Annotated in this window: 18 protein-coding genes and 2 tRNA genes; 15 read left to right on the forward strand and 5 right to left on the reverse strand. The window is 60.8% G+C overall.

The annotated features are described in order from the left end of the window. Nucleotides 1-27 precede the first annotated feature (27 nt). The 5 genes from hflK (at nt 28) to JOE32_RS19890 (ending at nt 6978) form a co-directional block, all read left to right on the forward strand. Complete coding sequence (gene hflK, locus JOE32_RS19870; protein ID WP_003236241.1) at nt 28-1203, forward strand: FtsH protease activity modulator HflK; 1176 nt, start codon at nt 28-30, stop codon at nt 1201-1203. Then, on the forward strand, nt 1203-2069 hold the full coding sequence (hflC, locus tag JOE32_RS19875) for a protease modulator HflC (protein WP_209987893.1): 867 nt from the start codon (nt 1203-1205) through the stop codon (nt 2067-2069). The genes hflK and hflC overlap by 1 nt, the downstream gene beginning before the upstream one ends. 303 nt (nt 2070-2372) lie before the next feature. Continuing rightward, nucleotides 2373-3560, forward strand: a complete 1188-nt coding sequence (locus tag JOE32_RS19880) for an ATP phosphoribosyltransferase regulatory subunit (protein ID WP_209987897.1) — start codon at nt 2373-2375, stop codon at nt 3558-3560. A gap of 54 nt (nt 3561-3614) precedes the next feature. After that, on the forward strand, nt 3615-4904 hold the full coding sequence (locus JOE32_RS19885) for an adenylosuccinate synthase (protein WP_209987899.1): 1290 nt from the start codon (nt 3615-3617) through the stop codon (nt 4902-4904). A gap of 139 nt (nt 4905-5043) precedes the next feature. Then, nucleotides 5044-6978: a methyl-accepting chemotaxis protein gene (locus JOE32_RS19890; protein ID WP_209987902.1), complete on the forward strand. Its 1935-nt coding sequence runs from the start codon at nt 5044-5046 to the stop codon at nt 6976-6978. A gap of 88 nt (nt 6979-7066) precedes the next feature. Here the strand turns inward: JOE32_RS19890 and JOE32_RS19895 are convergent, their stop codons facing one another. The 4 genes from JOE32_RS19895 to JOE32_RS19910 all read right to left on the reverse strand — a co-directional run bounded on the left by JOE32_RS19895 (nt 7067) and on the right by JOE32_RS19910 (nt 10117). Beyond that, nucleotides 7067-8620 carry an iron ABC transporter permease gene (locus JOE32_RS19895; RefSeq protein WP_209987906.1) on the reverse strand — a complete coding sequence of 518 codons (1554 nt, stop codon included), beginning with the start codon at nt 8618-8620 and terminating at the stop codon, nt 7067-7069. Beyond that, nucleotides 8620-9645 (reverse strand): extracellular solute-binding protein, encoded by a 1026-nt coding sequence (locus JOE32_RS19900; RefSeq protein ID WP_209987909.1) that lies wholly within the window; start codon nt 9643-9645, stop codon nt 8620-8622. Before JOE32_RS19900 ends, JOE32_RS19895 begins: the two co-directional genes overlap by 1 nt. Nucleotides 9646-9788: 143 nt before the next feature. After that, a tRNA-Leu gene (locus JOE32_RS19905) sits at nt 9789-9875 on the reverse strand. A 155-nt stretch (nt 9876-10030) separates the two neighbouring features. Then, nucleotides 10031-10117: transfer RNA gene (locus tag JOE32_RS19910), tRNA-Leu, on the reverse strand. A 225-nt stretch (nt 10118-10342) separates the two neighbouring features. Between JOE32_RS19910 and rnr the strand changes: the two genes are divergently transcribed. From rnr to dnaB, 7 genes are all read left to right on the forward strand, one after another. Continuing rightward, entirely contained in the window at nt 10343-12973 is a 2631-nt protein-coding gene (gene rnr / locus JOE32_RS19915; protein ID WP_209987912.1) for a ribonuclease R, read from the forward strand. Then, complete coding sequence (gene rlmB, locus JOE32_RS19920) at nt 12970-13725, forward strand: 23S rRNA (guanosine(2251)-2'-O)-methyltransferase RlmB (protein ID WP_012721924.1); 756 nt, start codon at nt 12970-12972, stop codon at nt 13723-13725. Before rnr ends, rlmB begins: the two co-directional genes overlap by 4 nt. Before the next feature lie 309 nt (nt 13726-14034). Then, nucleotides 14035-14457 (forward strand): 30S ribosomal protein S6, encoded by a 423-nt coding sequence (gene rpsF / locus JOE32_RS19925; RefSeq protein ID WP_003236224.1) that lies wholly within the window; start codon nt 14035-14037, stop codon nt 14455-14457. Between the two features lie 28 nt (nt 14458-14485). Beyond that, complete coding sequence (rpsR, locus tag JOE32_RS19930; protein ID WP_002551829.1) at nt 14486-14716, forward strand: 30S ribosomal protein S18; 231 nt, start codon at nt 14486-14488, stop codon at nt 14714-14716. A gap of 36 nt (nt 14717-14752) precedes the next feature. Further along, nucleotides 14753-15646 (forward strand): hypothetical protein, encoded by an 894-nt coding sequence (locus JOE32_RS19935; RefSeq protein WP_209987916.1) that lies wholly within the window; start codon nt 14753-14755, stop codon nt 15644-15646. 18 nt (nt 15647-15664) lie between these two features. Then, nucleotides 15665-16111 carry a 50S ribosomal protein L9 gene (gene rplI, locus JOE32_RS19940; RefSeq protein WP_003171376.1) on the forward strand — a complete coding sequence of 149 codons (447 nt, stop codon included), beginning with the start codon at nt 15665-15667 and terminating at the stop codon, nt 16109-16111. A 110-nt stretch (nt 16112-16221) separates the two neighbouring features. Next, nucleotides 16222-17616: a replicative DNA helicase gene (gene dnaB / locus JOE32_RS19945; RefSeq protein WP_003236220.1), complete on the forward strand. Its 1395-nt coding sequence runs from the start codon at nt 16222-16224 to the stop codon at nt 17614-17616. On the opposite strand, the gene JOE32_RS19950 is transcribed toward dnaB, so the two are convergent. After that, on the reverse strand, nt 17617-21480 hold the full coding sequence (locus JOE32_RS19950) for a DUF6543 domain-containing protein (protein WP_209987922.1): 3864 nt from the start codon (nt 21478-21480) through the stop codon (nt 17617-17619). It abuts the gene before it with no gap. Between the two features lie 183 nt (nt 21481-21663). On the opposite strand from JOE32_RS19950, the gene JOE32_RS19955 reads away from it, so the two are divergent. The 3 genes from JOE32_RS19955 to JOE32_RS19965 all read left to right on the forward strand — a co-directional run bounded on the left by JOE32_RS19955 (nt 21664) and on the right by JOE32_RS19965 (nt 25539). Then, entirely contained in the window at nt 21664-23967 is a 2304-nt protein-coding gene (locus JOE32_RS19955) for a YgiQ family radical SAM protein (RefSeq protein ID WP_209987925.1), read from the forward strand. Nucleotides 23968-24178: 211 nt separating this feature from the next. Next, complete coding sequence (locus tag JOE32_RS19960; RefSeq protein WP_209987928.1) at nt 24179-25096, forward strand: NAD synthetase; 918 nt, start codon at nt 24179-24181, stop codon at nt 25094-25096. Continuing rightward, the gene (locus JOE32_RS19965) at nt 25096-25539 is read left to right on the forward strand and encodes a hypothetical protein (RefSeq protein ID WP_209987931.1); all 444 of its coding nucleotides are present in this window, start codon (nt 25096-25098) and stop codon (nt 25537-25539) included. The genes JOE32_RS19960 and JOE32_RS19965 overlap by 1 nt, the downstream gene beginning before the upstream one ends. Nucleotides 25540-25581 lie beyond the last annotated feature (42 nt).

Here is a 25581-nt window from a genome sequence, read left to right on the forward strand (position 1 = left end):
TCTTTGCTTTATCAGATGGAGAGCGCTATGGCTTGGAATGAGCCGGGTGGCAACTCGAATAATCAGGATCCTTGGGGTGGTAAGCGCCGCAATAATGGCGACCGCAAGGGGCCACCAGATCTCGACGAGGCCTTCCGAAAGCTGCAGGAAAGCCTGAATGGGTTGTTCGGTGGTGGGAAAAAACGGGGTGGTGACGACGGCGGTCGCACAAGCAAGGGCGGTGGCTATGGCCTGCTGGGCCTGGGTCTTGTCGTGCTGGCGGCCGTATGGCTGTACAGCGCCGTTTACGTGGTGGACGAGCAGGAGCAAGCCGTGGTGCTGCGCTTCGGCAAGTACTACGAGACGGTCGGGCCGGGCCTGAACATCTACTTCCCGCCGATCGACAAGAAGTACATGGAGAACGTCACACGTGAGCGTTCCTATACCAAGCAGGGCCAGATGCTGACCGAAGACGAAAACATCGTCGAAGTGCCGCTGACCGTGCAGTACAAGATCACCAACCTGCAGGACTTCGTGCTGAACGTCGACCAGCCGGAAATCAGCCTGCAACACGCGACCGAAAGCGCCTTGCGCCATGTGGTGGGTTCCACCGCCATGGATCAGGTGCTGACCGAAGGCCGTGAGTTGATGGCCAGCGAAATCAAGGAGCGTCTGCAACGGTTCCTCGATACCTATCGCACCGGTATCACCGTCACCCAGGTGAACGTGCAGAGCGCAGCGGCACCGCGTGAAGTGCAGGAAGCCTTCGACGACGTGATCCGCGCCCGTGAAGACGAGCAGCGTTCGCGCAACCAGGCTGAAACCTACGCCAACGGCGTCGTGCCGGAAGCCCGTGGTCAGGCCCAGCGCATCCTTGAAGATGCCAACGGCTACCGTGACGAAGTGGTCTCGCGCGCCAAGGGTGAGGCGGATCGCTTTACCAAGCTGGTCGCCGAGTATCGCAAGGCACCCGAGGTCACCCGTGAGCGTCTGTACCTGGACACCATGCAGGAAGTCTTCAGCAACACCAGCAAGGTTCTCGTGACCGGCAGCAAGGGCGGGCAGAACAACCTGCTGTACCTGCCGCTGGACAAGATGATCGAAGGTGGTCGTAGTGGCGCCAGCGCGCCGTCGACCGGTTCGAACGCCGCTGCCAACGAAGCCAGCGCCCGTGCGGCCGCTGACCTGCTGCAACAGCAAACACGTACCAGGGAGAGTCGTTGATGAGCAATAAATCGCTGACCGCCCTGATTGTGGGCGTCGTCGTGGTCATCGCTGCCTGGAACTGCTTCTACATCGTCGCTCAGACCGAGCGCGCGGTGCTGCTGCAATTCGGTCGCGTGGTCCAGGCGGATGTCCAGCCCGGCCTGCATGTGAAGGTTCCTTACGTCAATCAGGTGCGCAAGTTCGACGGTCGCCTGATGACCCTGGATGCACCGACGCAGCGCTTCCTGACCCTGGAAAAGAAAGCCGTGATGGTTGACGCCTACGCCAAGTGGCGCGTCAAGGATGCCGAGCGGTACTACACCGCGACCTCCGGCCAGAAGCAGCTTGCCGATGATCGTTTGTCGCGTCGTCTCGAGTCGGGTCTGCGCGACCAGTTCGGTAAGCGCACCCTGCACGAAGTGGTATCCGGCGAGCGTGATGCGCTGATGGCGGATATCACCCGCTCGCTGAACACCATGGCGGAAAAGGAACTGGGTATCGAAGTGGTCGATGTGCGCGTCAAGGCCATTGATCTGCCCAAGGAAGTGAACCGCAGCGTGTTCGAGCGTATGAGCACCGAGCGTGAGCGTGAGGCACGTGAGCACCGCGCCAAGGGTAACGAACTGGCTGAGGGGATCCGTGCGGATGCCGACCGTCAGCGTCGTGTCCTGCTGGCGGAAGCCTATCGCGAGTCTGAAGAGGCCCGTGGTGATGGCGATGCGCAAGCGGCGGCGATCTACTCCAAGGCCTATGGCCAGGACCAGGAGTTCTACGCGTTCTATCGTAGCCTGCGTGCCTACCGCGAAAGCTTCGCGAACAAAACCGACGTCATGGTGCTGGACCCAAGCAGCGATTTCTTCCGCTACCTGGAAAAAGCCAAGTAATCAGCTCGTCACTCTGCAGGAACCACTCCGTCGGGCGGCTAAAATGCCGGGCGGGGTGATCCTTTCAGAAAACGGGTGTATGATGCGGCAGCCGGGAAATTCCCGGCTTTTTTGCGTCTGCATGTTTGATTGTTGATGGTCGAGCAGGCGCCACCGGTTTTTCGAGGAAAGTGCCCGACGAGGCTATTGACAGGCCGTTCGTCACGTTGCTCTTGCGCGTGGTTTATGCAAGGGGCGGGTGTTTTCTGCTTCACTCAAGGCTCGGCCGAGGGCTGGCCGCCCGGATCAAAGGGGAATGGCGTAATGGCAACGGTAGACCGCTGGCTGCTGCCAGATGGCATCGAAGAAGTACTGCCACCAGAGGCTGCGCGCATTGAAGTAGCGCGTCGCCAGGTGTTGGATCTGTTCCAGAGCTGGGGTTACGAGTTTGTCGTGACTCCCCATATCGAGTACCTGGAATCCCTGCTGACCGGCGCGGGCCAGGACCTGGATCTGCGCACCTTCAAGGTTATCGACCCGCAATCGGGCCGGCAGATGGGCTTTCGTGCCGACATCACGCCACAGGTTGCGCGCATCGACGCGCACACTCTGCGCCGCGAAGGCCCGAGCCGCCTGTGCTACGCCGGCAGTGTGCTGCATGCGCAGCCGCGTGCCCTGTCGTCTTCGCGCAGCCCGATCCAGCTGGGGGCCGAGTTGTATGGCGACGCCAGCCCGAGCAGCGACGTTGAAGTGATCAGCCTGATGCTGGCCATGTTGCAACTGGCTGATGTGCCGGATGTGCACATGGACCTGGGTCACGTGGGTATCTACCGTGGTCTGGCCCGTGCCGCCGGGTTGTCCGGCGAAGTGGAGCAACAGTTGTTCGATGCCCTGCAACGCAAGGCCATCGATGAAGTCATTGCCCTCACCGAAGGCGTGCCTGCGGACCTGGCCGGCATGCTGCGTGCGCTGGTCAACCTGTGCGGTGGTCGTGAAGTGCTGGTGGCCGCGCGTGAGCGCCTGGCCAATGCGCCGGCGTCGGTATTGGCCGCGCTGGACGACGTGGAGGCCATCGCCGAGCAGTTGTCGGCGCGTTTCCCGCAGTTGCCGCTGTACTTTGATCTGGGCGAGTTGCGCGGCTACCACTACCACACGGGTGTGGTGTTCGCCGTATTCGTACCGGGTGTTGGCCAGGCCATCGCCCAGGGCGGTCGTTATGACGATATCGGCGCTGACTTTGGTCGCGCGCGTCCGGCTACCGGCTTTTCCACCGATTTGAAAACCCTAGTGACCCTGGGGCGTGCTGAGGTCGAGCTGCCGTCTGGTGGCATCTGGATGCCCGACAGTACGGACGCAGCACTCTGGCAGCAGGTTTGCCAGTTGCGCAGTGAGGGTCAGCGTGTGGTCCAGGCTTTGCCTGGGCAGCCATTGGCCGCCGCCCGTGAAGCGGACTGCGACCGGCAATTGATTCAGCAGAACGGGCTTTGGCAAGTATCGCCACTGGCTTCTTGAGTTTTCCTGCCGGCCATCGCCGGCACCAAGTTTGCGCGAATGAGGACAAGTGTTATGGGTAAGAATGTCGTAGTCCTGGGCACCCAATGGGGTGATGAGGGCAAAGGCAAGATCGTTGATCTGCTGACCGAACATGCTGCCGCCGTAGTGCGCTACCAGGGCGGCCACAACGCTGGCCACACCCTGGTCATCGATGGCGAAAAAACCGTCTTGCACCTGATCCCGTCGGGCGTGCTGCGCGAAGGTGTGCAGTGCCTGATCGGCAACGGCGTGGTGGTAGCTCCCGACGCCCTGCTGCGCGAGATCACCAAGCTGGAAGAAAAAGGCGTGCCGGTGCGCGAGCGCCTGCGCATCAGCCCGTCCTGCCCGCTGATCCTGTCCTTCCACGTTGCCCTGGATCAGGCCCGTGAAAAGGCGCGTGGCGAGCTGAAGATCGGCACCACCGGTCGCGGCATCGGCCCGGCGTACGAAGACAAGGTTGCCCGTCGTGGCCTGCGTGTGGGCGACCTGCTCAACATGCCGCGCTTTGAAGACAAGCTGCGTGAACTGGTGGATTACCACAACTTCATGCTGGTCGGTTACTACAAAGAGCCGGCCATCGAGTTCGACAAGACCCTGGCCGAGTGCAAGGAATACGCCGAGCTGCTCAAGCCGCTGATGCTGGACGTGACTGCCGAGCTGCACGACCTGCGTCGCGCCGGCAAGGACATCATGTTCGAAGGCGCACAGGGCTCGCTGCTGGACATCGACCACGGTACCTACCCGTACGTGACCAGCTCCAACACCACTGCCGGCGGCGTTGCCACCGGTTCCGGCGTTGGCCCGATGTTCCTCGACTACATCCTGGGCATCACCAAGGCCTACACCACCCGCGTGGGCTCGGGTCCTTTCCCGACTGAGCTGTTCGACGCCGTGGGCGCGCATCTGGCCAAGCAGGGTCACGAATTCGGCGCCACCACCGGCCGTGCCCGTCGTTGTGGCTGGTTCGACGCCGTTATCCTGCGTCGCGCCATCGATGTGAACAGCATCTCCGGCATCTGCCTGACCAAGCTGGACGTACTCGACGGTCTGGAAGCCATCAACATCTGCATCGGCTACAAGGATGCGCAAGGCAATGACGTCGCACCGACCGACGCTGACAGCTACGTAGGCCTGCAGCCGGTGTACGAAGAAGTGCCGGGCTGGACCGAATCGACCGTGGGCGCCAAGACCCTGGAAGAACTGCCGGCTAACGCCCGTGCCTACATCAAGCGTGTTGAAGCGTTGATCGGTGCGCCGATCGACATTATTTCGACGGGGCCTGACCGCAACGAAACCATCGTTCTGCGCCACCCGTTCGCTTGATAAGCGATTGATGTGAAAAGCAAAGGGCTCCTTCGGGAGCCCTTTTTCATGGGCGTCTGCCAGACGGCACGACACTTGCTGTTATTCTCTCTTTCGCGGTGCTATCAAATTAATGGCACCCGTGGTCGAGGGATTACCGATGTCTGCCGTTCTCTCAGTGTTACAAAGTCGTCTGTTGCGTCCGGTGTTCGTTACTCTGGGTATCGCCCTTTTGGTGCAAGTGCTGGTCGCCGTCGCGCTGACGCGGAGCACGGTCACGGCGTTGGAAGCAGATTTGGCCGCGCGTCTGGGCATCGACAGCCAGAAGCTCTCAGGTGAACTGGCCCAGGCTGGCAAGGAAGTCACGTCGAGTCTGGAGAGCTTGTCCACCAGCACGCGTCAGCGTCTGACTGCAGGGCTTTCAACACGCCTGCAGGAAGAGCAGAAGCAACTGCGTGCGACCCTGGAAAAAGACCTGCAAGACTCCGCCAACGACATGGCGCAATTGCTGGCCTCGGTGGCGCCGCGCGCCATGTGGGACAGCGATGTGCCGACGTTGTCCGAATTCGCCCGGCGCGCCCAGCGCAATCCCAACGTGTTGTTCGTGGTCTACGACGACGCCACCGGTGAGCATCTGACCCGCTACCTCAATCGTGAAAACCCGATCAACCAGGCGCTGCTGGCCAAGGGCGCCGGTGAGCGCGCCCTCGACAAAGTGCTGGATGCGGCCAGGTCCGATCCTGCCGTGTACTACGTCGAAGCGTCCATCAGCCCCAATGGGGTCGAGATCGGCAAGGTGCGCATGGGCGTTTCGACCGCCTCGGTGGAGGCGAATCTGCAAGCCCTCGACAAACGCTTCGCCGCGTTGATCGCCAGCGGCGATCAACTGGTGGGCGACAGCCTCAAGGGCGCAGCCGCTGACAGCGCGTCCGCCATGGGCGCGCGTCTGCAATCGGCCCAGGCCACCGCCAACCAGATGACCGCCAACACCACCGATGCTGTGCAGGATGCGGCGGGCACGCTGCGCTGGCGCATCGGTATGGGGCTCGCCATCGTGGGTTTGGCGGTGTTGCTGCTGATCGCCATCGTGCTGGGGCGGCGCGTGGTCAATCGTCTGAAACTGTTGATTGCCGCCATGGATGACTTGGCGGCGGGCGACGGCGACCTGACCCGGCGCGTGCAAATCAACAGCAAGGACGAAATCGGCGCCATGGCTTCGGCGGTCAATCGCTTTGTGGATAAGTTGCAGCCTATCGTGCGCGAAGCGGGCGATGTGGCCCAGCGCACCGGGGTGGAAATCGGCGCCATGACCCTGCGCAATGCCGGCGCCGATGCCGCGGCCGGCTTGCAGCGCGATGAGGTGGCCGAGAGCCTGCGCGAGCTTTCGCAGATGGCTGATGAAGCCCAGGCCGAAAGCCAGGCGATGCAGGCGGCGTTGCAGCAGGTGGTGGATATTCGTCAGGCCACCGATGAAAACGCGCGCACTTCGGCCGAAGTCGGCAGTTTGATCGAGGCGCTGGCGGGGCAGGTGCAGGCCGGTTCCCAGGTCATCGAGCGGCTGGCGCAGCAAAGCGAGCAGATCGAAGTGGTGCTGACCGTGATTCATGGCATCGCCGAACAGACCAACCTGCTGGCGCTCAACGCGGCCATCGAGGCGGCGCGTGCCGGTGAGACCGGACGCGGCTTTGCGGTAGTGGCGGACGAGGTGCGTGCGCTGGCCAGCAAGACCCAAAGCTCAACCGGTGACATCCAGGCGCATATCGTCGCGTTGCAGCAGGGCGCGCGCGAGGCGGTGGAAACCATCGGCAAGGCCGGGCACCAGGCCAGCGAAGGTTTGCTGGTGTTGCGTGACAGTGTGCGCTTGCAGCAGACGGTGCAGGCCTCGGTGGAGCAGGTGCACGCGGCCATCGGCCTGGCGACGCGCGCGGCCGAGCATCAGGCCCAGGGGGCGCATGCGGTGCGTGGGCGGGTGGAGGTGATCCATGCCCAGGCCGAGCGCGCGGCGCAGGCGGTGGTGGAGACCACGGCCAGTGGCAAGGTGCTGGATGGGTTGGCGGCGCAGCTTAAGGCCAGCCTGGGACAGTTTCGGGCCTAGTGCTGGCCCTATCGGGAGCAAGCCCCTCCCACATTTTGATGTGTGAAGACCTTCAAATGTGAGAGGGGGCTTGCTCCCGATAGCGATTTCAGCGGCTCAGATACATCCGAGTCGTCAGCCAATACACCGGCAACCCCGACACCAGAATCAACAACGCCGCATAAGGCGCCGCCGCCGCAAATTCTATATTCGAGGTATGCGCCCACACCGCAGTCGCCAGGGTATTCAGCCCGGTCGGACTGAGCAGCAACGTCGCCGTCAATTCCTTCATCGCATCCAGAAATACCAGCGCAAATGCTGCGCCCAGCGCCGGGAAAATAATCGGCAGGGTCACCCGGCAGAACGCACTGAACGACGACGCGCCCAGGGTGCGCGCCGCCTCTTCCAGCTGCGGTGCAGCCTTGTTCAGGGCCGTACGAATCGGCGCCTGGGCCAGCGGTAAAAACAGCAGCGCATAAGCGATCAGCAACAGCGCCGAGGTTTGATACAGCACTGGCACATAATGCAGTGCGAAATACACCAGCGTCAGGGCGATGACCAACCCAGGCAGAGCGTGCAGCAGATAGGGCAGACGCTCGGCCCAGATCGCCAGTCGGCCCTTGTAGCGCACCACCAGCAGCCCCACCGGCACCGCCAGTAGCAGGCACAGCGCCGCGCCGCCCAGCGAGAGCGCCAGGGACGACAGCAGCGCCTCGCCAATCTCGGCCAGCGGGAACGCTGCCGACGAACCCACCGCCAGCCAATACCCGAGCATGCCCAGCGGAATGCCGCTGCCGATCACCGCCAGCGCCAGGCAATACAGCTGGCCCAGCGGCGCCCACTGGCCCAGCTTCACCTGCCCGGCATGCCGCGCCGCGCCCTGGCCGATGCGCACGTGTCGGCCCTTGCCGCGCACACGCAGCTCCAGCCACAGCAGGGTCAGGCACATCACCAGCAGCACTGCCGACAGCATCGCGGCATTGGCATTGCTGAACTCCAGTTCGAATTGCTGGTAGATCGCCGTGGTGAAGGTCTGCAGGCCGATGATCGACAGGGCGCCGAACTCCACCAGCATATGCAGCGCGATCAGCAATGCGCCGGCCAGCAGGGACGGCCACAGTAAGGGCAGGGTGACGCGCACGAACACGCCCCAGCGATTGTGTCCCAGCGTGCGCGCCGACTCTTCAAGAGACGGATCCAGGTTGCGCAGGGTTGCCGCCACTGGCAGAAACACCAGCGGGTATTTCGACAGCGTCATCACCAGGATCGCCCCGCCGAGCCCTTCGAAATTGGCGCTCAGCGACACCCAGGTAAAGCTGCTGACAAACGCCGGCACTGCAAACGGCAGGCACAGGATCACGCCCCAGATGCGCCGTCCCGGCAGGTTGCTGCGTTCGAGCAGCCAGGCCAGGGACAGGCCGATCACGCCGCACGCCAGGGTAACGCCGACCATCAGCGCCAAAGTATTGCGCAGCAGGCCGAACACGTAAGGCCGCCACAGCAGGTGCAGGGCCTGCGCCCAGCCCGCCTGCCAGGCTTTGAGCCCAACGTAGACCAGCGGCAGCAGGCTCAGGCCAACCAGCAACAACACGGGCAACAGCAGCCAGATCGACGGACGTTTGCGCCGGGGCATGAACCCCGGCGCCGATAGCGATGGGCTCATCAGTTCAAGCCAACCTCGCGTTCCAGCTCCAGGGCTTCCTCGGCATTGCCAAGGTCGGCAGGCGTGACTTTCGGCGGTTGCAGCTCAGAGAATGGCTTGAGGCCACGGCTCGATTGCATCCCCTTGCGCAGCGGGTATTCGGCTGAGGTGTTGGTGATCACACGCTGGCCGTCTTCGCTGGCCATGAATGCCAGCAACTGCTGGGCTTCTTTCGGGTGTTTGCTGGATTTGAGTGCGGCTGCCGAAGACACGGTGATCAGGCCGCCGGCATCGCCGTCGGTGAAGTAATGCAGTTGCGAATCCAGGTTGGTTTTTTCTTTCTTCAAGGCAAACCAGTAGTAGTTGTTCACCAGCACGGTGGCGACTTCGCCATTTTCCACCGCTTTGAGCGCAACCATATTGTTGCTGTACACCTTGCCAAAGGCGCGCAGGCCGGTCAGCCATTCTTCAGCCGCCTCGCGCCCGTGCAGCTTGAGGATTGCCACGGCCTGTTCCTGGAATGCGCCGCTGGTAGGCACGAAGCCGACTTTGCCTTGCCACTCGGGGCCGGCGAAATCCAGCACCGATTTGGGCAGGTCTTTTTCCGCAATCAGTTTCGGGTTGAAGGCCACCACGCGGGTGCGGGCGGTCACGCCCATCCAGTTGCCGTTGCTGCCCACGTAGTCCTTGGGCAGTACGTTGAGGGTGCTGGCGTCGATGTTGGCCAGCAGGCCTTGCTCGCCCAGTTTATTGAGCGGGGGGGATTCTTCGGTATAGATCACGTCGGCCGGGGAGCGCTCACCTTCTTCGACGACCTGGCTGGCCAGCTGGTTGCTGCTGCCTTTGCGCACGTTGACGTGAATGCCGGTTTTGGCTTCGAAGGCCTTGGCGAGTTCATCGCCGACTTCTTTGTGTTGGCCGTTGTAGAGGGTCAGTGAGACCTTGTCGGCGCTGTGAGCCGAAGGGGAGAGCAGGGTCAGACTGAGTAGAGTGAGCGTCAGGCCACGCAGAAGGGATGTCTTGAGATGGGTAGAGCGGATAGTCATCCGACGGTTTCCTCGCTTGAATGCAACAAATCTTTGCAAGGATAAACGATAAAGCTTCTCAAGTACGGGCGAGGGCTGAATCGCCGGGAAGTTTTCAAACCCCGGAAACGAAAAAACCCGCTTTCGCGGGTTTGATCTGAATTTGGTGCCCAGGAGAAGACTCGAACTTCCACGACCTTGCGATCACCAGCACCTGAAGCTGGCGTGTCTACCAATTTCACCACCTGGGCATTATCAAGCAACGTTGCCGCTGTTGATGGGGCGAACTATACGGCGGGCTATTTAATCTGTAAACCCCTGGCTCGAAAAATATAAATCAATTTTTTCGTTAAAAATCAAAGGCCTGAAACGAAAAAACCCGCTTTCGCGGGTTTGATCTGAATTTTGGTGCCCAGGAGAAGACTCGAACTTCCACGACCTTGCGATCACCAGCACCTGAAGCTGGCGTGTCTACCAATTTCACCACCTGGGCAGCATCAACCACGTTGCCGTCGTCGATGGCGCGCACTATACGGAGCCGAATTTACGCTGTAAACCCCCGCTATCAAAAAACTCTGGAAAACTTCGCCAATGGTCGTGCAAGGTGTGCAACCGATTGCACAAAAGGCCTTTTAAGGGCTTGTTGACGCCTGAAATTTCCCGTTTCAATACGCGTATGCCAAACTAACCCCTATATAGACAAGGTGAAAACTCTCTAATGGCCGATTGGCAGTCCCTCGATCCCGAGGCCGCTCGTGAAGCGGAAAAATATGAAAACCCTATTCCTAGCCGCGAACTGATCCTGGCGCACCTCGCCGATCGGGGTTCGCCTGCTAGCCGCGAGCAACTGGTTGAAGAGTTCGGTCTGACCACCGAAGACCAGCTCGAAGCCCTGCGCCGCCGTCTGCGTGCCATGGAACGCGACGCTCAGTTGATCTACACCCGCCGTGGCACCTACGCGCCCGTGGACAAACTCGACCTGATCCTGGGCCGCATTGCCGGTCACCGTGACGGCTTCGGCTTCCTGATCCCGGATGACGGCAGCGATGACCTGTTCATGAGCCCGGCGCAAATGCGCCTGGTGTTCGATGGCGACCGTGCCCTGGCACGTGTTTCCGGGCTGGACCGTCGCGGTCGCCGCGAAGGTGTGATTGTCGAAGTGGTGTCCCGCGCCCACGAGTCCATCGTCGGCCGTTACTTCGAAGAAGGCGGCATCGGCTTTGTTGTCCCGGATAACCCCAAGGTCCAGCAGGAAGTGCTGATCACCCCGGGCCGCAATGGCGCCGCCAAGGTCGGCCAGTTTGTCGAGGTGAAAATCACCCACTGGCCAACGGCGCGCTTCCAGCCTCAGGGCGATATCGTTGAAGTGGTCGGCAACTACATGGCGCCGGGCATGGAGATCGACGTTGCGCTGCGCACCTACGATATTCCTCACGTATGGCCCGAAGCGGTCATCAAGGAAGCGCGCAAGCTCAAGCCGGAAGTGGAAGACAAGGACAAAGAGAAGCGCATCGACCTGCGCCATCTGCCGTTCGTCACCATCGATGGCGAAGACGCCCGCGACTTCGACGATGCGGTCTACTGCGAAGCCAAGCCTGGCAAATTGCGCTTGTTCTCCGGCGGCTGGAAGCTGTATGTCGCGATTGCCGACGTGTCCAGCTACGTGAAAATCGGTTCTGCGCTGGATAACGAAGCCCAGGTGCGCGGCAACTCCGTGTATTTCCCTGAGCGCGTGATCCCGATGCTGCCTGAGCAGCTGTCCAACGGCCTGTGCTCGCTGAATCCGAAAGTCGACCGTTTGGCCATGGTGTGCGAGATGACCATCTCGAAAACCGGTGAAATGACCGACTACCAGTTCTATGAGGCGGTGATTCACTCCCAGGCGCGCCTGACCTACAACAAGGTCAGCACTATCCTGGAAACACCGAAAACCAGCGAAGCCAAGGCCCTGCGTACCGAATACGCTGGCGTGGTACCGCACCTCAAGCAGCTCTACTCGCTCTACAAGGTATTGCTGGGTGCTCGTCATGTGCGTGGCGCGATCGATTTTGAAACCCAGGAAACCCGAATTGTCTTCGGTTCCGAGCGCAAGATCGCCGCAATCACCCCGACCACCCGCAACGATGCGCACAAGCTCATCGAGGAATGCATGCTGGCGGCCAACGTGGCCACCGCTGAATTCCTGAAAAAACACGAGATCCCTGCGCTGTACCGAGTGCATGATGGCCCGCCGCCGGAACGTCTGGAAAAACTGCGCGCGTTCCTCGGTGAGCTTGGTCTGTCTCTGCACAAAGGCAAGGACGGCCCGACGCCGAAGGACTACCAGGCACTGTTGGCCAGCATCAAGGACCGTCCGGATTACCACGTGATCCAGACCGTGATGTTGCGTTCCCTGAGCCAGGCGGTGTACAGCGCCGATAACCAGGGCCACTTCGGCCTCAATTACGAAGCGTACACCCACTTCACGTCGCCGATCCGCCGTTACCCGGACCTGCTCACGCACCGGGCGATCCGCAGCGTGATCCATTCCAGACAGGACACCCCGCACGTCAAGCGCGCCGGTGCCATGAGCATTCCGAAAGCGCGGATTTATCCGTACGACGAAGCCGCCCTGGAACAGCTCGGCGAGCAGTGCTCCATGAGCGAGCGCCGCGCCGATGAGGCCACACGCGATGTGGTGAACTGGCTCAAGTGCGAGTTCATGAAGGACCGCGTGGGCGAGTCGTTCCCGGGTGTGATCACCGCCGTGACCGGCTTTGGCCTGTTTGTCGAGCTGACCGACATCTACGTCGAGGGCCTGGTGCACGTCACCGCCTTGCCGGGCGACTATTACCACTTCGATCCTGTGCATCACCGCCTGGCGGGCGAGCGCACCGGTCGCAGCTTCCGTTTGGGCGACACGGTGGAAGTGCAGGTCATGCGCGTCGACCTCGATGAGCGCAAGATCGACTTCGGCATGCCTGACAAGCCGACCGAGCCGACCGGCCGTAAAAAACGCGGCAGCGACACCACAGCGCCGACCGCGAAAGGCAAAGCGGCTGCCACAACCGCGGCGACAGAGTCTGCGCCTGCCAAGTCGGGCCGTCGTTCCTCTGCCAAGGATAAGGCCCCGGAAGCCTATCGCCCGAGCGATGCCGCGGCGAAAAACGCCGAGCTGCGCAAGAGCCGCGAGTTGAAGCAGCAGTTGCTTAACGAAGCCAAAAGCGGTGGTAAAGCGGCGTCTGGGGGAAAGTCCCAAGCGGCGGAAAAAACCTCGAGCAAGACCAGTAAACACCGTAAAGGCCCGTCCAAGACGGGTTCGACCCCTGCCAAAAGCAGCGGGTCGCGCAAACCTAAGGCCAAGTCATGAGTCTGGAAAAAATCTACGGCGTCCACGCCGTAGAAGCACTGCTGCGTCACCATCCCAAGCGCGTCAAGCAGGTATGGCTGGCCGAAGGGCGCAGCGAGCCACGCGTGCAGGCGCTGGTCGAGCTGGCGACCCAGAATAAAGTCGCCATCGGCCAGGCCGAGCGCCGTGAAATGGATGTGTGGGTCGAAGGTGTGCATCAGGGCGTGGTTGCTGACGTCAGCCCGAGCCAGGTGTGGGGCGAGGCCATGCTCGACGAGCTGCTCGACCGTACCGAAGGTGCGCCGCTCCTGCTGGTGCTGGACGGCGTGACCGACCCGCACAACCTCGGCGCCTGTCTGCGCTCGGCAGATGCCGCCGGCGCCCTGGCGGTGATTGTGCCCAAGGACAAGTCGGCCACCCTGACGCCTGTGGTGCGCAAGGTTGCCTGCGGCGCGGCGGAAGTGATTCCGCTGGTGGCCGTGACCAACCTGGCGCGCACCCTGGAAAAACTCCAGCAGCGCGGCCTGTGGGTCGTGGGCACGGCGGGGGAGGCCGAGGTCAGTATCTATGACCAGGACCTCACCGGCCCGACCATCCTGATCATGGGCGCTGAAGGCAAAGGCATGCGTCGCTTGACGCGTGAGCATTGCGATTACCTGGTGCACCTGCCGATGGCCGGTAGTGTCAGCAGTCTCAATGTGTCGGTCGCGACCGGTGTATGCCTGTTCGAAGCGCGGCGTCAGCGTGGCGCCAAGGCCAAGACCAAAAAGTAATTTTTGGCCTGGCATAGATGCAAATGTGGGAGGGGGCTTGCTCCCGATAGCAGTAAGTCAGTAACAGATAATGTTGCTGATCCACCGCAATCGGGAGCAAGCCACCTCCCACAGTTGTTTTGCGGCGATTGGGAGATTGTTCAAATAATCACCAATCACCTTGCGCCTGTTCCTCCCCTTCTCTACAATTGCGCCCCTTGCCCACCCGGCAGGCACGCATGTGCCTCCCCTGCGGCAAGATCCATAAGTGTCATTCACTCCTTGTCTGACCGTTTTTGAGCGGCAGGCTACAACCCGTAAGGAGCATTCATGCGTCATTACGAAATCATCTTTTTGGTCCACCCGGATCAAAGCGAGCAAGTCGGCGGCATGGTTGAGCGTTACACCAAGCTGATCGAAGAAGACGGCGGCAAAATCCACCGTCTGGAAGATTGGGGCCGTCGTCAACTGGCCTATGCAATCAACAATGTTCACAAGGCTCACTACGTGATGCTGAACGTTGAATGCACCGGCAAGGCCCTGGCCGAGCTGGAAGACAACTTCCGCTACAACGATGCAGTGATCCGTAACCTGGTCATCCGTCGCGAAGAAGCCGTTACCGGCCAATCCGAGATGCTCAAGGCTGAAGAAAACCGCAGTGAGCGCCGTGAGCGTCGCGACCGTCCTGAGCACGAAGGCGCTGATAGCGCTGACAGTGATGACAGCGACAACAGCGATAACGCTGACGAGTAATCCACGGACCTTTTAAGGAGCCTATCAAATGGCACGTTTCTTCCGTCGTCGTAAATTCTGCCGCTTCACCGCTGAAGACGTGAAAGAGATCGATTACAAAGATCTCAACACTCTGAAAGCCTACGTATCCGAGACCGGCAAAATCGTTCCAAGCCGTATCACCGGTACCAAAGCACGTTATCAGCGTCAGCTGGCCACCGCTATCAAGCGCGCCCGCTTCCTGGCCCTGCTGGCCTACACCGACAGCCACGGCCGCTGAGACCGGGCAGTCGACAAGTAGTAAGGGATTAAATGCATGCGCGCCTTAGCTGAGTTCATCATGCGCGGTCGTATGCAGGCCACTCTGGTAGTGGCCGGCTGTGCGGCATTGCCGTTGTTGTATTGGTTGGGTGCTGCCGCCGGATGCCTTGTGCTCCTGCGGCGCGGTTTACAGGATGCCATTGGCGTCCTGGCCCTGGGATTGTTGGCCGGCCTTGTCTGGTGGCTGCAATTGGGCGAACCCAAGGTGCTTATGGTGCTGTTGGGTTCGTCGAGCCTTGCGTTGGTTTTGCGCGCAAGTGAGTCCTGGGTCCGCACGCTGCTGGTCAGCGTGGCAGTGGGGTTGGTGTATTCAGTGTTGCTCGGCGCGGCTTTCCACCCGCAAATCGAGGCGCTGGCGCAAGAGATCGTCAAGGTCCTGCCGTCGGCTCTCGGGGAGCTCTACCAGCAATTGTCGGTAGACGAGCGAGCGCGTCTCGCAGCATTGATAGCACCGGCCCTGATCGGCCTGATGGCGGTGGTGTTGCAGGTCGTCAGCCTGCTGAGCCTGATGCTTGGGCGTTATTGGCAGGCGTTGTTGTACAACCCGGGTGGTTTTGGTCGCGAGTTTCGCAGCATCAGAATCCCTGCGGGCCCGGCGATGTTGCTGCTGGCATGCATGGTGGTCGGACCGAACTTCGGTCCACAGGCCGCCCTGTTGTTGCTGTTTTGCAGCGTACCGCTGGTGTTTTCCGGGCTGGCTCTGATTCATGGGCTGGTGGCGCAGAAGCGCCTGGCCAGGTTCTGGCTGGCGGGGTTGTACGTGACGCTGGTGCTGTTCATGCAGCTGATTTATCCGTTACTCGTGGTTTTGGCCATTGTCGACGGCCTGATTGATTTTCGCGGTCGTCTGGCGCCGAAAGACGCCGACAACGCGAACGGTGAAGGTTAAAAGTTAGAGGATTTTCACATGCAACTGATCCTTCTGGAAAAAGTCGCCAACCTGGGCAACCTGGGCGACAAAGTAAATGTTAAGGCCGGTTACGGTCGTAACTACCTGCTGCCATACGGCAAAGCCACCGCTGCAACCGCTGCCAACCTGGCTGCGTTTGAAGAGCGTCGCGCTGAGCTGGAAAAAGCCGCAGCAGACAAAAAAGCGTCGGCCGAAACTCGCGCTGCCCAACTGGCTGAGCTGGAAGTGACTATCACTGCCACTGCCGGTGACGAAGGCAAGCTGTTCGGTTCGATCGGCACCCACGACATCGCTGATGCACTGACCGCCTCCGGCGTTGAAGTGCAGAAGAGCGAAGTTCGTCTGCCGAACGGCACCATCCGCAACGTAGGCGAATTCGACGTAGCCGTGCACCTGCACGCCGAAGTTGAAGCCACCGTACGCGTTGTCGTGGTAGCAGCTTAAGCAGCACCTAACTGGGTGGCACCTCGCGTGCCAGCCGGTTAACATCGGGCACGATCCTGTTTACAGGTCGTGCCTTTTGTTTTTCTACACTTCCCAAATTCCAAGTGGCCATGAACGATATTTCAGCTCCCGAGCAATACGATCTGCAAACCGCTGCCCTGAAGGTGCCGCCGCATTCCATCGAGGCCGAACAGGCCGTGCTCGGTGGCCTGATGCTGGACAACAACGCCTGGGAACGCGTGCTGGATCAAGTCTCGGACGGCGATTTCTATCGGCATGACCACCGCCTGATCTTCCGTGCCATCGCCAAGCTGGCCGACCTGAACTCACCGATCGACGTGGTGACCCTGGCCGAGCAACTCGACAAGGAGGGCCAGACCTCCCAGGTCGGCGGCCTGGGCTACCTCGGTGAGCTGGCGAAAAACACGCCGTCCGTCGCCAACATCAAGGCCTATGCGCAGATCGTTCGCGCCCGGGCCACCTTGCGCCAGTTGATCGGCATCGCCACCGAGATCGCCGACAGCGCCTTCAACCCCGAAGGCCGCACCGCCGAAGAAATCCTCGACGAGGCCGAACGGCAGATCTTCCAGATCGCCGAAGCGCGCCCCAAGACCGGCGGCCCGGTGGGCGTCAACGAGTTGCTGACCAAGGCCATCGACCGTATCGACACCCTGTTCAACACCGACAACGCCATCACCGGCCTCTCCACTGGCTACACCGACCTTGACGGCATGACCAGCGGCCTGCAGCCGGCGGACTTGATCATCGTGGCCGGCCGTCCGTCCATGGGTAAGACCACCTTCGCCATGAACCTGGTGGAAAACGCCGTGCTGCGCAGTGACAAGAGCGTGCTGGTGTACTCCCTGGAGATGCCAGGCGAATCGCTGATCATGCGGATGCTCTCGTCCCTCGGTCGTATCGACCAGACCAAGGTGCGTGCCGGCCGCCTGGAAGACGACGACTGGCCGCGCCTGACGTCGGCGGTCAACCTGCTCAATGACCGCAAACTGTTCATCGATGACACCGCCGGCATCAGCCCCTCGGAAATGCGTGCGCGCACCCGACGCCTGGTGCGTGAGCACGGCGACGTGGCGCTGATCATGATCGACTACCTGCAGCTCATGCAGATCCCGGGCTCCGGCGGCGACAACCGTACCAACGAGATCTCCGAGATTTCCCGCTCCCTGAAAGCCCTGGCCAAGGAATTCAATTGCCCGGTGGTGGCGCTGTCCCAGCTCAACCGCTCCCTGGAACAACGTCCGAACAAACGCCCGATCAACTCCGACCTGCGTGAATCCGGAGCGATCGAGCAGGATGCCGACGTGATCATGTTCGTCTACCGCGATGAGGTGTATCACCCGGAAACCGAACACAAGGGCATCGCCGAAATCATCATCGGCAAGCAGCGTAACGGCCCTATCGGTACGACGCGGCTGGCCTTTATCGGTAAATACACGCGCTTCGAAAACCTTGCGCCTGGCAGTTACAACTTCGACGACGAGTAGTCACCCGGGCGGCAATGGGAACAGTTGCCTGACGGTGGCTTCACTGTATTGATAGTTCCAGCGTAGTTCGGCGCCTGCGGGGACATCCTCGCTGGCAAACATGCCGGTCAGAATCATTTGTTCCTGTGGCGCATCGCCGACCTGGGTATTCACCCGAAAGTGCGCGGCTTCAACGTTGTAGCCCGTACTGGCCTGCCGCACCGGATGGCCTGCCTCGTATTCGAAAATCGTGTTTATCCTCGACAACGCGTTGTCGCCCGACAGGATCGGTTGAGTGTTGACGGCGTAAGGGGAGGCGGGCCGGACTTCTTTAATGGCCATCAGATACGGGTCATGCCGAGCGTGTGCAACGTACAAAGGCAGCACTTCCCCGCCATACACGCCCAAGGCTTCGCCTTTCCTGAGCGGTTTGCGGGTAATGACGGTGGCCTGCCCGATCAGCGCAGATTCCTGCGCAAACTTCTGATGCGCCGCTGTGAAAGGCGTTACTTCGAGCTTGTCCTCGTAAAGGCGCGCGACGTTTTCATAACCTTCCCACTGGATGTAAGGCCGGATCGACGCGCTTGCGTATACCACGTCGGACGTTAACGACTTCCCCTGGATTTGCAGATGCCGGATCCGCATGGGCTGACCTGTCTGGTCACGTAACGGATATCGACCGTTGTTGGCTCGGTCGTAGATGCACCGGTAGTTCCAGCTGTGCTGATAGCCCCGTTCGCTACGCATGCTGGTCAGTTCCTGTGCGGTGTAAGCCGGCTGCACGCTGTCCCCTTCGGCTGATCCGTAATCGCTGGAAGACTGCGTCGACTCAAACTCGTCGCTGGACTCCATGCCTTGAAGTGACGGTGCAGGTGATGTTCCGCCGCCGAGCAGTGACCCAGTGGCTTGATCAGTTTCCCAGCCTCCCCCGGTTTTTTGACGAACGTAGGGCTGATAGGCGCGGAAACGATTGCGGGCATCGATCAGTCGCCATCCCTGCGGGTCAGCTTTGACTTCGTAATACCTTTGCTGGTCCTGAAGGTAGTAGCGATAACTGCCGTCTGAAGCGGGACGGCTTTGATGAAGGCCGTCCGCGCGCAACGTCAGCCCGGTCGGGGGGCTTGTTTGTGCAAATGATGGATCAAGTGGCAACCCTGGCTCTGTTGGCGCGTGCCTCAAGAGCATTTGGCCCCGATAGGCCGCGGCAGGCTCGGCGATCAGCGACGCGCCGGTCTTGTGCAGCGCGGCTTCGAAGGAAGTGGCGTTTGCCCGGGTCAAGAGCGCAGTGCGTTCGGAGTCGGTGAGCGTGCCCTCGATAGCGCCAAGCAGGTCGGTCGGTGCAGCAGGTTGTTCTGCGTACAGCTCACCTTCACGAACCAGTACGTGGCTGGTGATGCTATCTGGATCGCCGATGCTGCCCAGCAACGGGCCGTCGGGACTGGCGTCGTGTACGCTGATTTTTCGTGCCTTCGGCCAGCCGGGCGTTTGCTCCAGGGCATAGAGAACCAATGGCACGCTCTCGGGGCTGCGCCTGGCCTCGAGAAAAATACCGGCCTGCAAACGGGCAGCCTGCGCAGCGTCACTGGTGGCCTTTACCTCCATTTGCAGGGGCGGCGGCAAGCGTTTTTCCATCGTCGTGACCGCTGTTTCACCGGACTCGTCGAGCAAGGAAAGCAGTCGCTGCTTTTTACGCGGAACGTCATCCGCCAGCCGTACTGCCAGATTTTCGATTTTGGTTAAATAATCGACATAGAACCTGGGTAGCAGCTTGTTGAATTCGAGCTGTGGCATCTGCTCTTCCAGCGCATGCAGCAGCTCGCCCTTTCTGAAGCGCGCTTCGCTGATTTTTATTTCGACTGTTCCGGTGCCGTGGCTCATCACGACCTGTTGTTGTTCGCCGACAATTTTCAGCACATGGTTGGCTGGCCATTCAGGCAGCGATGTAAGCAGGTGGAATTGAATTTGTGGTGAACAGGGCGTCACCGCTGTGCCTTCGGCGCGCTCCAGGTTGAAGTCGGTCAGCTCCTGGTCCAGGTTGAAGTCCCTGACCGTATCGAGCAGCAGGGGCGGCGGGCGCTGCATATCCTGGTGGACTTCACGCAGCTGGGTCTTGTCCAGGCCGCTGAGCAGGAGGATGGGCTCAACCTTGGGCAGGGTGATAGTTGCGGCGTCAGGCCCCAGGCGCTTGATCAGTTTAAGCTCGTCCCAGTCGTGTGGCGTTTCATGGGCGTGGCGCCAACCGCCGGCTCCATTGCTCAGGAGAGCGGGTTGGTAGGCATCCGGATCGGTGGGGTGTGAAAGCTCCCATTGCTGACCATCGGCGGCGCGTTGTATGGCATGGGCGTGATCGTCCAGTTTCAGGTAGTGCTGCTGCCCATCCTTGTAAATTCCCTGTTTATCGGCCACCACATGGCTGGGCAATGCTTCGTGATGGCGGTAGGGTTTGAGGTCGGTGTTCCACAAACGCCAGCCTTTGTTGCGCACCTTGACCTTGACCAGCCGGGTGCTGAAGCCGACGGTGCGCACCGCGCCCGCCGTGGCCACCGCCAGAGCGGCGCTGTCCACCAGGTCGAGCAAGTCATTCAAGGCTTCATCGCTGTCGCCGCGGCTCCAGGCCGCGAACCCTTCATACACGGTGCCGATCACCTGTGCAGCGGTGACGACCAACAACACTTCGCCCACCACGGGAATGAAAGACGCTGCAAAAAACAGCGCGGACTTGCCCAGGTCGAGCCAGCCCTGCAGACGTTTTTGCCGGCTGATCAGGTCGACGTCGGCGGTGGGCACAGCCACGATGCGTGCATCGCTTTTGATCTGGTCGATTCGCTGCCGGGCAATGGCTTTGAAAAGGTCGCCTTCAACTGCCGTGAGGCTAATGGCCGCCTTGAGTGTGGCTGGCAGCTTTTTCTGCAGGGCTGGCGCCTCGGGATGGCGAAGGCGGGCCGCAGTCACTTCCAGCAGATTGCCTTGATGCTGCAACGGCACCAAGTGTTTGAAGAAGGCCTGGTAATCCGGTTTAAGCAGGCGCGTCGCCAGCTCTGCCACAAGCTCAGCCAGGGAGGCGTGTTGACGCAGCGCTGCGTGCGGGTCCTCGGGGGTGTAGAGCAGGAATGGGATACCGATGCTCTCGGCCTTGATCACCAAAACACTGGGCAGTACCACCTCATTGAGGGTCAGGTGGTTGCAGGTTATCTCCAGGTGTTTTCCCGCTTCCTGGAGGACCTGCAATTGCAAATGCTGGCGAGCCATTATCTTCTGGCGCATGTTGCTGCTGTGCAGTGCAACACCGAAGGCATGCCGCGCCTGGGCCCTGAATAGCCCCCGGACCTTGTCGGCAGACGCAGGCTCAAGGACATCGCTGATGTGTTTTAGATACTGGCCGCCGATATCCAGCTTGCGACAAAAGCGTGCGAACGCGGTCGCGCAAACCGCACTCGGCACCTCTCCCGAGTCAGTCGGATTGAAAATCGCCGTGCCGATTTCCATGCCTCCCGCCTCTGCCTCCGAGGCTTCGAAGTTCTGCAGTGCAGCCTCCAGGAGTGTCTGCCGGGTGGTTTTTGCGTGGTTCTTGATCAGACCCAGCAGGTGATGATTCTTCCACTCGCGGGACAGGACGGCGTCTTCGTTCGTAACGAGGCCAAAGAACCAGGATCGGATTTTCTCGCGCAACAACTTGCGTGCAAACGCTTCCGGGCTTTGTATTGCATCGAGCAGGGCGTCAAGGTCGTGCCTGGCCTGGTTGCTGCTGATCAGGCTGCTGCGAAAACTCCGGCGCAACTGCTCCGGCGCTTCGCTCAGCCAGGAGGGCAACTGATTCTTGATGAAGTCCAGGTGGGGCGTCAGGGGCGAGGCGGGTGTGTGCATTGCCGAAACGTGTTGGGGCATGGATCGAGCCCTCATGGGCTGTGGTTGGTCGCTTTCAGGCTATCCATGATTTTTTTGACGGGGCCCTAGCCCGTTAGCCCCAGTTGGGTGTTCATGGAAAAGCCGACCACTGCCGTCGGAATTGGTCAAAATTTGTGCTATATTCCGCGCCCGCGATTTTTCATCTCAACACCGGTTATCGTCATGCAAACAGCCAAGCCGTTATTTGACTATCCCAAGTACTGGGCCGAATGTTTCGGTCCAGCGCCATTCCTGCCGATGAGCAGGGAGGAGATGGATCAGCTTGGCTGGGATTCGTGCGACATCATCATCGTCACGGGTGATGCGTACGTGGACCACCCGTCCTTCGGCATGGCGATCATTGGCCGGCTGCTGGAGTCCCAGGGCTTTCGCGTGGGGATCATTGCCCAGCCGAACTGGCAGTCCAAAGACGACTTCATGAAGCTCGGCGAGCCGAACCTGTTCTTCGGCGTCGCGGCCGGCAACATGGACTCCATGATCAACCGCTACACCGCCGACAAGAAAATCCGTTCCGACGACGCCTACACCCCCGGCGGGATGGCCGGCAAACGCCCGGACCGTGCGAGTCTGGTGTACAGCCAGCGCTGCAAGGAAGCCTACAAGCACGTACCGATCGTGCTCGGCGGCATCGAAGCCTCCCTGCGCCGCATCGCCCACTACGACTACTGGCAGGACCGCGTGCGCAACTCGATCCTGATCGACGCCGCCGCCGATATCCTGCTGTATGGCAACGCCGAGCGGGCCATCGTCGAAGTGGCTCAGCGCCTGTCGTGGGGCCACAAGATCGAAGACATCACCGATGTGCGCGGCACCGCGTTCATTCGCCGCGATACCCCGGCGGGCTGGTACGAAGTGGACTCCACGCGTATCGATCGCCCGGGCAAGGTCGACAAGATCATCAACCCGTACGTCAACACCCAGGACACCCAGGCCTGCGCTATCGAGCAGGAAAAGGGGCCGGTTGAAGACCCGGAAGAGGCCAAGGTCGTACAGATCCTGGCCAGCCCGCGCATGACCCGCGACAAGACCGTGATCCGCCTGCCCTCGGTGGAAAAAGTCCGTGGCGACGCGGTGCTCTACGCTCACGCCAACCGCGTGCTGCACCTGGAAACCAACCCAGGCAACGCCCGCGCCCTGGTGCAAAAGCACGGTGAAGTGGACGTGTGGTTCAACCCGCCGCCCATCCCGATGACCACCGAAGAAATGGACTACGTGTTCGGCATGCCTTACGCGCGCGTGCCGCACCCGGCGTACGGCAAGGAAAAGATCCCGGCCTACGACATGATCCGCTTCTCGGTGAACATCATGCGCGGCTGCTTCGGTGGCTGTACCTTCTGCTCGATCACCGAGCACGAAGGCCGCATCATCCAGAACCGCTCCGAAGAGTCGATCATTCGCGAGATCGAAGAGATCCGCGACAAAGTGCCGGGCTTTACCGGCGTGATCTCCGACCTCGGCGGCCCCACCGCGAACATGTACCGCATCGCCTGCAAGAGCCCGGAGATCGAATCCGCGTGCCGCAAGCCGTCCTGCGTGTTTCCCGGTATCTGCCCGAACCTGAACACCGACCACTCCTCCTTGATCCAGCTGTACCGCAGCGCCCGTGCGTTGCCGGGTGTGAAAAAGATCCTGATCGCTTCCGGCCTGCGCTACGACCTGGCCGTCGAGTCGCCGGAATACGTGAAAGAGCTGGTCACCCACCACGTCGGTGGCTACCTCAAGATCGCCCCGGAACACACCGAGGAAGGTCCGCTCAACCAGATGATGAAACCGGGCATCGGCAGCTATGACAAGTTCAAGCGCATGTTCGAGAAGTACACCAAGGAAGCGGGCAAGGAGCAGTACCTGATCCCGTACTTCATCGCCGCCCACCCCGGCACCACCGATGAAGACATGATGAACCTCGCCCTGTGGCTCAAGGGCAACGGCTTCCGTGCCGACCAGGTGCAGGCGTTCTACCCCTCGCCGATGGCCACCGCCACCGCGATGTACCACTCGGGCAAGAACCCGCTGCGCAAGGTCACCTACAAGAGCGACGCGGTGACCATCGTCAAGAGCGAAGAGCAACGCCGTCTGCACAAGGCCTTCCTGCGCTACCACGACCCGAAGGGCTGGCCGATGCTGCGTGAAGCCTTGACCCGCATGGGCCGCGCCGACCTGATCGGGCCGGGCAAGGAACAATTGATTCCGTTGCACCAGCCGAGCACCGACAGCTACCAGAGCGCCCGGCGCAAGAACTCGACGCCGGCCGGCAGCCACAAGGTTGCCAAGGAAACCACTACCAAAATCCTTACCCAGCACACCGGCCTGCCGCCGCGTGGCAGCGACGGCAGCAACCCCTGGGACAAGCGCGAACAGGCCAAGGCTGCCGCGCAAGCGCGCAACAAACAGGCGGCCAAGGAACGCACGGATGCGGCGAAGGGCAAAGGCGGCAAGCCAACGCGCAAGCCGGTAGTGCCGCGTTGATCGCAGCCTGAAATACAAAACGCCAGCCTTAAGGGCTGGCGTTTTGCTTTCTAGGCGATGTGTAGACCGTTTGATAAGGTGGTGGGCATTGGATCGCTATCGGGAGCGAGCCCCTCCCACCGTTTGAATGTATTCACCGTTCAGACTGTGGGAGGGGGCTTGCTCCCGATAGCGTCAGTTCAGTCACCCCCCTTCAAGGAAGAGCACCCCCATGGGCAACCCCCTGGCCGGCATCGGCATGGACTTCAACCGCTCCCAGTTCCTGGCCCGCCAGCGCATCGAAAGCCAACTCAATCTGCCCCGCCTGTTTGCGGCCATCGATGGCGACCCCGGCATCGTCGGCACGGGTGTCGTGTACATCGACGCTGATTTTAATGTCGTGACGCTGCGCGAATTCAAGCCCATCTGCAGCATCAAGCCCAAGCGCATCATTTTGCGTGAGGCGCAGAAGTACATAGCCCCCGCGCAGTTTGCCGATCAGGTAACCAACAATCCGCGTGAGTCTCGACTCGTGGGGGAGGCCGTCAATACGACATTGTCATGTGCCGGCGCGATTCTGGGTTGGATTGTGGTGTTCAGCGGCACTGTCGCCGTACCGTTCACGGGTGGCGCGAGCTTGGTGGTGGCGGGCCTGGGCGCCACCGCTGCCGCGGCCAGTACCGCGCAGTGCGTGGTTGGAGGCATGAGAACGTTCAACGAACTCAACGACCCGACCGCCAACGACGATATGGACAACGAGGAATGGTATCGCTATGCGATGCCGGTATTGGACGCGGCCTCGCTGTTGGGCGCCGGCGCCTCTACCCTGACGACTGTTCGACTGTTGCAGGCTCGAAAAGCAACGACCGGTAGAAGCTGGTATGAGCTGTCCAAGGGTTTGACCCGCCAGCAACGTAAGGCGCTCACCAAAGAGTTGCTAAGCCTGAAAGACCCAAGCCTGAGCAATAAGCTGCTGAAGTTGCGCCAGCGCTCCGGTGAGTTGGTGAAGCGCTATTCGGCGACCGAGATCAATCACGCGACTATTACGCAGATCAGGGACTCCCTCGGTGCCGCTATTGGTTTCACCGGCAGTGCAGTGTCCGGCAACATTCGAACCATCGCAGTAGGGTTGTACGAGGAGCTTGAGTGATGGTGCGCCAAGTCTCGTTAAAAGCTTTTTTGGCTGACTACTTCCCTGCGTTTATTTGTGCATTTTTCCTTGCCTGTTTTTCCCTGTCCGCTGCCATTTCATTGGCATCCAGTACCTTTTTCCGGGGTGAACCAGAGCGAGCGCGTTACTCCTTTGTGGCGGCGGTAGTCTTGGGGCTGCTCTTGGCGGTCAGTCACTTCTTCATGATTCGGGGGAGAGCCTGGGGCGTTTGGGCCATCGTCGCCTTCTACGCGGTGTGTTTTTTGATCGTATTACCAACCTATGGCTATCGGCCCCATATGGCTGCCTATGTCATTGGGTTGCTGTTTCCAATGCTGGGACTGCTGTTGCTCAACAGTAAGCGTCATCGGGCAATGCGCCGTCAGCTACGGGAAATCCGTCACCTGCGTGAAGCCAAGAGCGCCAAGCACAAAGCTCGCTGAATGGGTAGATTCACCCCCCCAGCCTCGCACGCGCGCCATAAG

This window comes from Pseudomonas sp. PvP025 (genome assembly GCF_017832155.1).
Lineage (GTDB): Bacteria > Pseudomonadota > Gammaproteobacteria > Pseudomonadales > Pseudomonadaceae > Aquipseudomonas.